The 12,223-nt window shown below is 70.9% G+C and carries 11 protein-coding genes; 4 read left to right on the forward strand and 7 right to left on the reverse strand.

Annotation, left to right across the window (positions count from 1 at the left end):
* Nucleotides 1-174: 174 nt before the first annotated feature.
* From MZC64_RS17665 to MZC64_RS17680, 4 genes are all read right to left on the reverse strand, one after another.
* Complete coding sequence (locus MZC64_RS17665; protein ID WP_247757801.1) at nt 175-723, reverse strand: hypothetical protein; 549 nt, start codon at nt 721-723, stop codon at nt 175-177.
* Nucleotides 720-2,861, reverse strand: coding sequence for an excinuclease ABC subunit UvrB (gene uvrB, locus MZC64_RS17670; protein WP_308301023.1), 2,142 nt, complete (start codon nt 2,859-2,861; stop codon nt 720-722). The genes MZC64_RS17665 and uvrB overlap by 4 nt, the downstream gene beginning before the upstream one ends.
* Nucleotides 2,862-2,958: 97 nt before the next feature.
* Entirely contained in the window at nt 2,959-4,089 is a 1,131-nt protein-coding gene (locus MZC64_RS17675; RefSeq protein WP_247757802.1) for a DUF5685 family protein, read from the reverse strand.
* 18 nt (nt 4,090-4,107) lie between these two features.
* Complete coding sequence (locus MZC64_RS17680; protein ID WP_374205764.1) at nt 4,108-5,361, reverse strand: DUF5685 family protein; 1,254 nt, start codon at nt 5,359-5,361, stop codon at nt 4,108-4,110.
* A 161-nt stretch (nt 5,362-5,522) separates the two neighbouring features.
* Between MZC64_RS17680 and MZC64_RS17685 the strand changes: the two genes are divergently transcribed.
* A complete protein-coding gene (locus MZC64_RS17685; RefSeq protein ID WP_308301024.1) occupies nt 5,523-6,014 on the forward strand; it encodes a DUF402 domain-containing protein in 492 nt (163 codons plus the stop codon).
* A 410-nt stretch (nt 6,015-6,424) separates the two neighbouring features.
* Nucleotides 6,425-6,685 carry a hypothetical protein gene (locus MZC64_RS17690; RefSeq protein ID WP_246492678.1) on the forward strand — a complete coding sequence of 87 codons (261 nt, stop codon included), beginning with the start codon at nt 6,425-6,427 and terminating at the stop codon, nt 6,683-6,685.
* Between the two features lies 1 nt (nt 6,686).
* Here the strand turns inward: MZC64_RS17690 and coaE are convergent, their stop codons facing one another.
* From coaE to rpsA, 3 genes are all read right to left on the reverse strand, one after another.
* Entirely contained in the window at nt 6,687-7,883 is a 1,197-nt protein-coding gene (gene coaE / locus MZC64_RS17695) for a dephospho-CoA kinase (protein ID WP_247757805.1), read from the reverse strand.
* A 19-nt stretch (nt 7,884-7,902) separates the two neighbouring features.
* A complete protein-coding gene (locus MZC64_RS17700) occupies nt 7,903-8,553 on the reverse strand; it encodes a hypothetical protein (protein WP_247757806.1) in 651 nt (216 codons plus the stop codon).
* A 188-nt stretch (nt 8,554-8,741) separates the two neighbouring features.
* A complete protein-coding gene (rpsA, locus tag MZC64_RS17705; protein WP_247757807.1) occupies nt 8,742-10,226 on the reverse strand; it encodes a 30S ribosomal protein S1 in 1,485 nt (494 codons plus the stop codon).
* A 218-nt stretch (nt 10,227-10,444) separates the two neighbouring features.
* Between rpsA and MZC64_RS17710 the strand changes: the two genes are divergently transcribed.
* A complete protein-coding gene (locus MZC64_RS17710; RefSeq protein ID WP_247757808.1) occupies nt 10,445-11,293 on the forward strand; it encodes a class I SAM-dependent methyltransferase in 849 nt (282 codons plus the stop codon).
* Nucleotides 11,290-12,219: a GNAT family N-acetyltransferase gene (locus MZC64_RS17715; protein ID WP_247757809.1), complete on the forward strand. Its 930-nt coding sequence runs from the start codon at nt 11,290-11,292 to the stop codon at nt 12,217-12,219. The genes MZC64_RS17710 and MZC64_RS17715 overlap by 4 nt, the downstream gene beginning before the upstream one ends.
* The last annotated feature ends 4 nt before the right edge of the window (nt 12,220-12,223 follow it).

Consider the following 12,223-nt stretch of genomic DNA (forward strand, 5'->3'; position numbering starts at 1 on the left):
AGCCGCAGCGCGATGCGCGAGCCGACCGGCCCGTGGCGCGGCGTGGCGTGTGAGCCGATCGCCCCACGGCATGGCACGCGAGCCAACCGCACCTCGGCGCGCCGACTGCCCCGGGTGGGCGCTCTGGTGACCAGCCCGTGGGCTCGTCGGCCGTGGCGGCCCGATTTCCCTGTGCTACCAGTCGATGGTGTCCAGGAATGCCTCCACCGTGGTGGCCACCTGGCCCAGTACCGCGGCCGTGCCAGCCAGCGGGCCCGGCAGGTACATGCCGTGGTCGGCGCCCTCGACCTCCAGCACGTGCGGGGTGAGCCGCCGGGCCAGTTCACCGTCCCACCAGCGGTCCCTGGTGCCCCCGATGAGCAGGAACGGGGCGGGGGCGCGGGTCAGCGCGGTGCGCACCTCGGGATCGGTGAGCAGCGGTGTATGCCAGATCGCGGGCCAGCCGCGGTCGGCGACCAGGCTCGCGGTGTGGGTGCCCAGGGATTTGCCGGTGACCAGCACGCTGCCGGCGTGGGCCGCCGCGTCCGCGAGCACCTGCCGGGTCCGGCCGAGCACGAACTCCGCTCTGGCGGCCGAGCCGAGCGTGATCGAGTCGTCCGGGGCCCACTCGACCACAGTGAGCTGGGCACCTCGTGCTTCCGCCGCGTCACCGGTGAACTTGAGCAGCGGGGCGTACGGGCCGAAGGAACTGCCCGGGACGACCACCACGCGGCGCCCGGTCACTGGACTCCGGCGGCGTCCATGCCGCGCAGCTCCTTCTTCAGGTCGGCGATCTCGTCACGGAGGCGGCCGGCCAGCTCGAACTGGAGTTCCCTTGCCGCGTTCATCATCTGGTCGGTCAGCTGCTGGATCAGGTCGGCCAGCTCGGCCCTGGGCATGCCCTTGACGTCCCGGTCCACCAGCACGCCGCTGGTGCCGCGTCCGCCGGTGGACCTCTTGCCGCGGCTGGCGTTGCGGCCGGAGCCGCCGATCTCCACCGTCTCGGTGTCCTCGGCCTCGGCGTAGACCACGTCCAGGATGTCGGCGATCTTCTTGCGCAGTGGCTGTGGGTCGATGCCTGCCGCGGTGTTGTAGGCGGTCTGCTTCTCCCGGCGGCGGTTGGTCTCGTCGATGGCGTGCCGCATCGAGTCGGTGATCCGGTCCGCGTACATGTGCACCTGGCCGGAGACGTTGCGCGCCGCGCGGCCGATGGTCTGGATCAGGCTGGTGCCGCTGCGCAGGAAGCCTTCCTTGTCCGCGTCCAGGATGGCGACCAGGGACACCTCGGGCAGGTCCAGGCCCTCGCGCAGCAGGTTGATGCCGATCAGCACGTCGAACTCGCCCAGCCGCAACTGCCGGAGCAGTTCGACCCGGCGCAGGGTGTCCACCTCGGAGTGCAGGTAGCGCACCCGGATGCCCAGTTCGAGCAGGTAGTCGGTGAGGTCCTCGGACATCTTCTTGGTCAGCGTGGTGACCAGCACCCGCTCGTTGCGTTCGGCGCGCAGCCGGATCTCGTGCACCAGGTCGTCGATCTGGCCCTCGGTGGGCTTGACGATGACCTCCGGGTCGATCAGGCCGGTGGGCCGGATGACCTGCTCGACGAACTCGCCCTGCGCCTGTCCCATCTCATACGGGCCCGGGGTGGCCGAGAGGTACACCGTCTGGCCGATCCGGTCGCAGAACTCCTCCCAGTTCAGCGGCCGGTTGTCCAGTGCGCTGGGCAGCCGGAAGCCGTGCTCCACCAGGGTCCGCTTGCGCGAGGCGTCGCCCTCGAACATGCCGCCGACCTGCGGCACCGTCACGTGCGACTCGTCGATGACCAGGAGGAAGTCCTCCGGGAAGTAGTCGATCAGGGTGGCCGGCGCGGATCCGGCGGGCCGGTCGTCGATGTGCCGGGAGTAGTTCTCGATGCCGGAGCAGAAGCCGACCTGGCGCATCATCTCGATGTCGTAGGCGGTGCGCATCCGCAGCCGCTGCGCCTCCAGCAGCTTGCCCTGCTTGTCCATGCTCGCCAGCTGGCCGGCAAGTTCGGCCTCGATGTCCCGGATCGCCCGCTCCATCCGCTCCGGTCCGGCGGTGTAGTGGGTGGCCGGGAAGACCCGCAGCTCGTCGACCTCGCGCACGATCTGGCCGGTGAGCGGGTGCAGGTAGTACAGCTTGTCGATCTCGTCGCCGAAGAACTCGATCCGGATGGCCAGTTCCTCATAGGCCGGGATCACCTCGACGGTGTCCCCGCGCACCCGGAAGGTGCCGCGGGCGAAGGCGACGTCGTTGCGGGTGTACTGCACGTCCACCAGCGCGCGCAGCAGCTGGTCCCGGACCACCTCGTCGCCGACCTTGAGCTGGACGGAGCGGTCCAGGTACTCCTGCGGTGTGCCGAGGCCGTAGATGCAGGACACCGAGGCGACCACGATGACGTCCCGCCGGGTCAGCAGGCTCATCGTGGCCGAGTGCCGGAGCCGCTCGACCTCGTCGTTGGTCGAGGAGTCCTTCTCAATGTAGGTGTCGGTCTGCGGGACGTATGCCTCGGGCTGGTAGTAGTCGTAGTAGCTGACGAAGTACTCGACCGCGTTGTCCGGGAAGAACTCGCGCAGCTCGTTGGCCAGCTGGGCGGCCAGGGTCTTGTTCGGCGCGAGCACCAAGGTGGGCCGCTGCAACCGTTCGACCAGCCAGCCGGTGGTGGCCGACTTGCCGGTGCCGGTGGCGCCGAGCAGCACCACATGCTCCTCGCCAGCCCTGATCCGCCGTTCCAGCTCCTCGATGGCCGCGGGCTGGTCGCCTGCGGGCTGGTAGTCGGCGGCCATGCGGAATCGGCCGTCGGCGCGGGCGATGTCGCCGACGGGACGGAACTGCGAGTGCGCGATCACGGGTGCTTCAGCCACGTCTGCGACTGTAGGCGCAGGGACCGACAGTCTGCGATCCCGGCCGCGCGGGGCTGTGGATAACTCGCGGCCGGGGGTCGCCCTGTGGATAACCGGGTCAGCAGTCGCAGCTGCAACCATCGCAGCAGCTCTGGCAGCAGCATTGCTCGCAACCGTTGCAGCCGCAGTCCCCGCAGCAGTCGTTGCGGTGGCACCAGCCTTCCTTGCGCTCCCCGGTCCACGGGTCGTGGTACTCCGAGGCACAGCAGGTCTGGCAGGTGAAGAAGGCCAGTGCGGCCACCCCGCAGCCCAGGATCAGTCCGCGCTGCTTGCCCTTGGTCTCCGGCGCCTCGTGCTTGTTCGGCGAGTCGGGCCGCTCCGGGGCCTGCGGATCGGCCTGGGCGAAGATCCGCCGCACCGCCTGCTCCAGCTCGTGCGCGAGCAGTGCGTGCACCAGCCGCTGGTCGGTGAGGTCGGCCTCCTTGAGCGCGAGCCGGACGCCCAGCACGGCGTCGTCGCAGAGCCGCCGCGCCTCGGCCAGGTCGACGCCGGTGGCCAGCAGCGGGTTCCAGGCCCCGTTGGCCCGGTCCGCCTCCAGGTCCTCCACCGCGTCCAGCAGGTGCACGATGCGCCCGAACAGACGGCCGGCCTCGCCCAGCGGCCGCATGTTGTGCGGCCGGCCCGCGATCACCGCGGTGTGCGCGAAGGCGGCGCCGGTGGCGGTCTCGGTCGGCTCGGTCACCGCGAGCACCGAGCTGCCCAGCCCGGCCGCGGCCTCCAGCTCAGGCTGGCGGTGCACCGCGTCGAGCAGCACCGCGGTGTCGAAGCCCAGGTCAGTGCCGGTACGTCCGGCGCGCTGGGCCCAGCGTGCGGTGAGGGTGCGGGCCACCCCTGCCACCGGGCGGGCGGCGAAGATCCCGTCCCGGTCGGCCACGTGGTCGGAGATCTTGGCCGAGGCCAGCACCAGGGAGACCACCGCGGCCAGCCGGGCGCCCTCCCCGTTGGCGATCTCGGCGCCGCGCATGCCGCGCAGCGGGCACGGGCCTGCCTTGCGCCGCGCCTTGGACCCGCTCTCCTGCTGGGCCTCCACCAGCGCGGAGATGACCAGGCCGTCGTAGTTGGTGGCCGTGCGCGCCACCTGCCCGTGGTCGTCGCGCAGCGCCAGGCACAGCCCGCACAGGTGCGCCCACCAGGCCGCGCGCAGTGATTCGTCCAATCGATGCCGGCAGGGCCGGATGATCCCGAACATGTGGTCAGTCCCCCTTTTTCAACACTGACACTGACAACCCCCGCCACAGTTGCCACAGCTATCGCCGCAGTTCCCGCAGTCCGCGCACTGAGTGCCGTCGCAGCAGCTCGAACACGACTTGCCGGTGCACCCGCAGGTCCACTTGTCGCAGTTGCAGAGGTCCTTGCACTGGCAGCCGTCCCAGCACTGCTGACAACCGTCGGTCTTGCACCGGAGCCCGCCGTCGCAGCTGGACCGCAGGCAGGCCACACAGCCACCGCAGGCGGCCAGGGCCAGGCCGGAGCAGCCGGTGATCCACGGCCAGCGGCGGCGTTTGCCCTGTTCCGGCGGGACCTCGGCGGGCGGCATGGGCGGGATCGGGAACGGCTCGGTCGGCGGATCCTCCGGCTGCTGGGCGAAGATCCGTTCGACGGCGTGATCCAACTCGTGCGCGAGCAGCGCGTGCACCAGCCGCTGGTCGGCGAAATCGGCCTCGGTGAGCGCGAGCCGGACGCCCAGCACGGCGTTGTCGCAGAGCCGCCGGGCCTCGGACAGGCCGGTGCCGGTGGCGGTCAGCGGGTTCCAGGCGCCGCTGTCCGCGTCCGTGCGGAGGTCCTCCACCGCGTCGAGCAGGTGCACGACGCGCCCGAACAGGCGGCCGGCCTCGCTCAGCGGGGCGGCGTTGTGCGGCCGGCCGGACAGCACCGCGGTGTGCGCGAAGGCGGCCGCGGTGGCGGTCTCGGTGGGTTCGGTGACGGTCAGCACCGAGCTGCCTGGTCCGGCGGCGGCCTCCAGGGCGGGCTGGCGGTCGATCGCGGCCAGCACCAGTGTGCTGTCGAAGCCGACCACCTCGGCGCTGGCGGTGCTCTGCCGGTGCCAGCGCGCGGCCAGTCTGCGGCCTGCGTGCGCGCCGGGGCGGCTGGCGAACGGGCCGTCCCGGTCGGTGACGTGGTCGGCGATCTTGGCCGAGGCCAGCAGCAGGGACACCGCGGCGGCCAGCCGGGCGCCCTCCCCCACCGCGACCTCGGCTCCGCGCATGCCGCGCAGCGGGCACGGCCCGGCGTCCCGGCGAGCCCGGGAGCCGGTCTGCTGGGCCTCCACCAGCGCGGAGATGACCAGGCCGTCGTAGTTGGTGGCGGCGCGCGCGAGCTGCCCGTGCGCGTCCCGCAGGGCCAGGCAGAGGCCGCACAGGTGCGCCCACCAGGCGGTGCGCAAGGGTTCCGGCAGCCGGTGCCGGCAAGGTCTGATGATCCCGAACAAGCGTGTGCCCCCAGTGCCATGCCACCGGCCCACACCGGTGGCATGGCGGGATCCTAAGAGCGGTTGCCCAGTCAAGTTCACCGAATCGGGTAACAGGTTTGGTTCCGTCAGCGGAATCATCCGCAACCTGCTCTAGGCAGGATGGCGGCATGATGAGCGCAGCCGCCGAGAGCCCGCACATCCATCCGCCGAAGGTGGAGCTGTTCGACGTCGCCGCGATGACCAACACCGACCCCAAGGGGTTCGTGCGGCGGGTCGAGGAGTACCGGATCGAGCCGTTCGGCCTGTATCTGGCCCGGCCGGTGGTGGACCACCCGAAGATGACCTACCTGCAGAGCTGGTTGCTGCCCGAACTGGGGCTGCGGGTGTCGAACTGGAGCTTCCGGCCGGAGCAGTGCCGGGAGCACTACCTCTACCTCGACGTCGTCGACGTCGAACGCGGCCCCGGGGTGTGGCGCAGCGTGGACCACTACCTGGACATCGTGGTCTACCCGGGCCGGCGGCTGGAGGTGCTGGACACCGACGAACTGCTGGCGGCGGTCAACGCCGGTCTGATAAACACTCCAACGGCCGAACGGGCATTGCAGACAGTGCATCATGCGGTCGAAGGCATCACCCGATATGATTATTTGACCGAGAAGTGGCTGGCAACCGAAGGCATTTCCCTGACCTGGCGAACTGAATAGCCCATTAGTCGCCGTGCGTCAGCGCGGTCAACCGACGTTGGTCGCGTGTTGGGCAGTCTCACTCGATCGATACCGGATCGCTCACCAGCTGTGATGTAACGAAACGACCCGGCTTGTCACCGCTCGCACCCCTCCCACTACTGTCTGGGGTTGTGGGCGCGGTCATCACTCCGCAGCTGGTCGACGTGGTCGATACGTTCACCGCGGTGCGCAGTTATTCATCGGGAACAACCCGGGAACTCTCCGAGTGCCGGGTGGAACCGTGGGGTCTTCGAACGGAGTGCTGGACTCCGGAAGATCCATTCGCTGAGGCCGAGGTGACCTGGTTGCTGCCAGATCTCAGTCTCCGGTTGACTCATTACCGGCCGCGGTCCCGCCATGCGCGGACCGCCCCGAGTGTGCTGACCGCCGTGCGCGTGCAGCGGGACACCCGGGCGTGGCGCACGACGGATCTGCTGCTCGGGCTGGCGGTGCCGGGCGGGACCACCGCGCGCATCGTGCGCTCGGAGGAGTTCGCCGCCGCGGTCGCCGGTCAGGTGCTGCGCTCGGCCGATGCCGACCTGGCTCTGCGCGTGGTGCACCGCACCCTGGAGGAGATCAGCAGGCACCGGCACGACCTGGGCGCCTGGCTGACCTCCCGCGGGGTCTACGAGATCTGGCCGCCGCTGTAGCTCAGACCGGGGACCAGCCGGTGTCCTCGGCCCAGAGGTTGGCCCGCTCGAAGGCGGCGTCGAACCAGGGTTCCTTGGTCTCCGCGTACTCGGCGGCAGTCGGGTCGTCCGTGAAGCGCTCGGCCAGCTCCCGCTTCATCGCCTCGTAGCCCGCGAGTTCGTCGGGCAGGGCACGCAGCCAGTCCCGGAACAGCAGGGCGAAACGCTGGTTGGGCATCCCGGCGACCCGGATGTGCAGGTTGGCCGCGCGGCCCGGGTCCGAGCCGGCGTGCAAGCGCTTGAGCCAGCGGGTCATGTCCGGGTCGCTGGGCTTGGGGTTGTCCCGGTCGATCCAGGACAGCGGGGCGAATCCGGCCTCGGCCAGCGGGGTGGCCAGCGCGTCGGCGTCCTCCAGGGAGCCGACGGTCAGCTGCAGGTCGATCACGTCCTTGGCGGCCAGTCCGGGCACCGAGGTGGAGCCGATGTGGTCCACCCGCAGCGCCCGCCCGGCCGCGGCCAGCCGGACCCGGTTGATCAGGCGCTCGGCGTCCGCGGGCCAGTCGGGCTGGTGGTCGGCGATGCGGGCCGGGCCGCGGTCGGCGCGGCGGTGCAGCCGGACGTTGGCCTCGAACGGGACCAGGCGGTCGGTCCAGAGCGCGTCGATCACCGGCAGGAGCAGGTCGGGCGGGCCGCTGTTATCCAGCCACACATCGGCCACCGCCCGCCGCTGCTCGTCGGTGGCCTGGGCCGCGATCCGGGCGCGCGCGTCCTGCTCCGGCACCCCGCGGGAGCCGACCAGTCGGCGGACCCGCTCCTCGACCGGGGCGTCCACCACGATCACCAGGTGGAAGCCGGGCGCCAGGCCGTTCTCCACCAGCAGCGGCACGTCGTAGACGACGATCGCGTCGGCCGGGGCGGCCTCGATCAGTTCGGCGGTGCGGGCGCCGACCCGGGGATGCACGATCGCGTTGAGCCGCAACCGCGCTGACTCGTCCTGGAACACGATCCCGGCCAGTGCCGCCCGATCCAGCGAACCATCCGCAGCGAGCACGCCCTCCCCGAACTCGGCGACCACCTCGGCGAGCCCGTCGGTCCCCGGCTCGACCACCTCCCGGGCGATCCGGTCCGCGTCGATGACCACCGCCCCATGCTCGGCGAGCCGAGCCGCCACCGTCGACTTGCCGGACCCCATGCCACCAGTCAGCCCAATACGCAACACGAGAAGGCAGTCTGCCAGGTCACCGCGGCGCGGCCGAGGCGGTTTTGGCGGCCAACTCGGCCAACGCGGGCCCGGCCCGGTCATCGGCCACGACACCGGCGGCCAAGGTCAACGCGATGGTGCTGCGGCCGAGTGCGAACACCAGCACCCGCTGCTTCTCCCCCACGATCAACACCGCCTTGTCGGAGCCGACCTGGAGGTCGTTGACGGCGGCGCCCTTGGCGCGCTCGGTCTCGACGGTGGCCCGGACCCGCTTCTGGGCGGCGGCCTCATCGGCGTAGGCGGCCAGGCCCAGTTCGAGCTGGGTGCCGGGGGTCTGGCCGGGCGGGGCGTCGCGGGGCGGGACGTCGGAGGGCGGGGCGTAGTAGCAGCCGAGGCGCCCGGTGCGGCCGATCTTGGGCTCGGGGACGCCGACGATGGAGCGGACGCCGGTGGCGCCTGGGGGTTTGCCGAGGGCGCGGTCGACTTCGGCGGCGGGGAGGACTTCGGCGCAGTCCTTGGCGAGGGGCTTGGGTGCGGCGAGGGTGCTGGGGGTGGGGGTGGTGGTTGAGGTGGGCAGGGGTGGGGCGGGGTTTTCCTTGGCGGGGTCGCTGCTGGAGCAGGCGGTCAGGGCGGCGAGGAGGAGGGTGGCGGGGAGGAGGGTGGCGGGGAGGACGAGAGCCCTGGTCATGGGGTCACGGTAGTGGTTGGGCACGGTACGACTTGGGCCAACATGGCGTACAACTTGGGCCAACTCGGCGTACGACTTGGGCCAACGTGGTGTCCATAACGGCCAACACGCCGGGGGGACGTGGCTCGGCCCCGCACCCTGGTGGGGGTGCGGGGCCGAGGGGTTTAGCTAGCTAGCCGGGGTGCGGGTCAGGCGCCGCCGGAGAGCTTCTCGCGGAGGGCAGCGAGCTGTTCGTCGCTGGCCAGGGTGCCGCTGGACTCGCCGCCCGAGCTGTAGTTGCCGCCGCCGCTGGCTGCGGGGGCGCCGCCCTCGGCCGGGCCCGCGGCCGCGGCTTCGGCGTCGGCCTCGGAGGCCTTGACGACCTGCTTGATGTGGGCGTCGAAGCGGGTACGCGCCTCGGCGTACTGCTTCTCCCACTCCTCGCGCTGCTTGTCGAAGCCCTCGAGCCAGTCCTGGGTCTCCGGGTCGAAGCCTTCGGGGTAGATGTAGTTGCCCTCGGCGTCGTACTCGGCGGCCATGCCGTACTGGGTCGGGTCGAACTCGGACTCCGCGGTGAAGCCCTCGTTCGCCTGCTTCAGCGACAGCGAGATCCGGCGGCGGTCCAGGTCGATGTCGATGACCTTGACCATGACGTCGTCGCCGACCTGGACGACCTGCTCCGGGATCTCCACGTGGCGCTCGGCCAGCTCGGAGATGTGGACCAGGCCCTCGATGCCCTCGTCCACCCGGACGAACGCGCCGAACGGAACCAGCTTGGTGACCTTGCCCGGCACGATCTGGCCGATCGCGTGGGTCCGGGCGAACTGGCGCCACGGGTCTTCCTGGGTCGCCTTCAGCGACAGGGAGACGCGCTCGCGCTCCATGTCGACGTCGAGGACCTCGACGGTGACTTCCTGGCCGACCTCGACAACCTCGGACGGGTGGTCGATGTGCTTCCAGGACAGCTCGGAGACGTGCACCAGGCCGTCGACGCCACCCAGGTCCACGAAGGCACCGAAGTTGACGATCGAGGACACGACGCCCTTGCGGACCTGGCCCTTCTGCAGCTGGTTGAGGAACTCGCTGCGGACCTCGGACTGGGTCTGCTCCAGCCAGGCGCGACGGGACAGGACCACGTTGTTGCGGTTCTTGTCCAGCTCGATGATCTTGGCTTCGAGCTCGCGGCCGACGTAGGGCTGGAGGTCGCGCACGCGGCGCATCTCGACCAGGGAGGCGGGCAGGAAGCCACGCAGCCCGATGTCGAGGATGAGCCCACCCTTGACCACCTCGATGACGGTGCCCTTGACCGGCTCGTCCTTCTCCTTGAGCGCCTCGATGGTGCCCCACGCGCGCTCGTACTGGGCGCGCTTCTTGGAGAGGATCAGCCGGCCTTCCTTGTCCTCCTTCTGGAGAACGAGGGCCTCGACGTGATCGCCGACAGTGACAACCTCGGCGGGGTCGACGTCGTGCTTGATCGACAACTCGCGCGAGGGGATGACGCCCTCGGTCTTGTAGCCGATATCGAGAAGCACCTCGTCACGGTCGACCTTGACGATGGTGCCTTCGACGATGTCGCCATCGTTGAAGTACTTGATGGTGAGATCGATGGCGGCGAGGAAGTCCTCCGCCGTCCCGATGTCGTTGATGGCGACCTGCGCGGCCGCGGCGGGAACGGTGGTGGTGTCGGTGGACATTAGGTGGGTTGCTCCGGTACGGATTGGGTGTCGATACGGACTGAAGTTGTGGGTGAAGCTCGCGCCGGGCGGCGCGGCTCCAGCCAACGCAGCCGACGAGGAGATCCACAACAATGCCGGTTCCGGGCAGAGCGCACCTATAGCGCGTTCAGTATCGTACGCACCCTCTCGATCGCCGGGCAAACCCGGTGGGGTGTCTCTAGCCAGAAGGAGCAGCCGTGGCCGCGCCAGCGGAGGACCGCCACGCCACCGCCGAACGGGTGCTCGGCACCTCGAAGGTGGTCAAACGCCGGGTGGACGCCGCCGAGTCGCGGGTGGCCAGCCGGGTCTGGTGGGATGCCGACGCCGACGACTACCAGGCAGAACACGCGGATTTCCTGGGCGCCGCGGAGTTCGTCTGGTGCCCGGAAGGGCTCCTCGAACGCGACCTCGGACTGCTCGGCGAGGTCAAGGGTCAGCGCATCCTGGAGATGGGCTGCGGGATGGCCGCCTGCGCCCGCTGGCTGGCCGCCCAGGGCGCGCTCGCGGTCGGCCTGGACGTCTCCGCTGGCATGCTGCGGCACGCCCGGCAGGCCGGCCTGGACTGCGGCACACCAGTGCCGCTGGTGCAGGCCAGCGGGGACCAGTTGCCCTTCGCCGACAACGCCTTCGACACGGTGTGCAGCGCGTTCGGCGCGGTCCCGTTCGTCGCCGATCTCGGTCTGCTGCTGCGCGAGGTGCACCGAGTGCTCAAGCCGGGCGGTCGGTGGGTTTTCGCGGTCACCCACCCGATGCGCTGGATCTTCCCGGACGACCCGGGCGAGGCCGGGCTGACCGCGATGCAGTCCTACTTCGACCGCACCCCGTACCTGGAGGTCGACGAGGACGGCAACCCGACCTACGTCGAGCACCACCGCACCCTGGGCGACTACATCCGCGAGCTGAACCTGGCCGGACTGGTCCTGGAAGAGCTGCTCGAACCGGAATGGCCCGAGGGGCACACCCGCGAATGGGGCCAGTGGAGCCCGTTGCGCGGTGAACTCTTCCCCGGCACGGCGATCTTCTGCTGCCACAAGGCCGGGCAATGACGCTGGTCGGCGACCTGCTCGCCGCCCAGACCGCGCATTTCGCCGGTCTGGACCCACTGCTGCCCGTCGCCGCCGGACTCGCCAGGGGGGACGCGGTCAGCGCCGCGCTGCCCGACGGCGGCCGGGTGGCCGGGATGATCACCTTTACCGAGTACCCGCCCGGCTCGGCCAACCGGCTGTGGTCGGCGGCCCGGGTCTGGGAGCTGGTGCCGGTGCTCGGCGGCGCCGGCGGGGCCGGCATGGACGCGCTGCTGCGGGCCTGGCAGCACCGGATGGCCGGGCAGGCCGACTTCGACCCGGACTCGGCCTGCGTGCTCAACTGGCCCAGCCGCGATGTCACCGCCACCCGCGCGCTGCTCGACCACGGCCTGGTCCCACTGTCCGTGCTGGCCGTGCGCGAACGCCTCGGCGCCACTCCGCGCCGCCCCGGTCCGCTGACCGTGCGCCGGGCCCGCACCGCGGACCTGGACGCCGCCGTCGAACTGTCCATGCTGGAACTGGAGTACTCGGCGCTGGTCGGCTCAGCCACGATCCGCCCGGACGCGCCGGCGCTCAAACGGGAGGCCCTGGCGACCCGGCTGCGTTCGGGCGATCCGGTGTGGCTGGCCGAGCACGACGGCGTGGTGCTGGGCCTGGCCGAGTGCGGGTGGACCGATTCGGGACCGCACACCGCGGCGGCGGCCCGGCTGCCGCGCGGGCGGTGGGGCTACGTGAACTGCGTGTCGGTGCTGCCCGGGGCCCGCGGTTCGGGCGTGGGGCAACTGCTGATGGCCACCGCGCACGCGGAGTTCGAGCGGGCCGGGGTGGCCGGGAGCTACCTCTACTTCAACCCGCCGAACCCGCTGTCCTCGGTGTTCTGGGCCCGACAGGGCTACCGGCCACTGTGGACTATGTGGGAGATCCGGCCGGCGGGCGCGCTGCGCTGACGCC

This window comes from Crossiella sp. S99.2 (genome assembly GCF_023094165.1).
Taxonomy (GTDB): domain Bacteria; phylum Actinomycetota; class Actinomycetes; order Mycobacteriales; family Pseudonocardiaceae; genus Crossiella.

Bases quoted from the DNA above. Each gene is read 5' to 3' on its own strand.
- MZC64_RS17715 (WP_247757809.1), top strand. From the start codon at position 11,290: ATGACGCTGGTCGGCGACCTGCTCGCCGCCCAGACCGCGCATTTCGCC.
- MZC64_RS17675 (WP_247757802.1), bottom strand. From the start codon at position 4,089: ATGTTCGGGATCATCCGGCCCTGCCGGCATCGATTGGACGAATCACTG.
- rpsA (WP_247757807.1), bottom strand. From the start codon at position 10,226: ATGTCCACCGACACCACCACCGTTCCCGCCGCGGCCGCGCAGGTCGCC.
- MZC64_RS17700 (WP_247757806.1), bottom strand. From the start codon at position 8,553: ATGACCAGGGCTCTCGTCCTCCCCGCCACCCTCCTCCCCGCCACCCTC.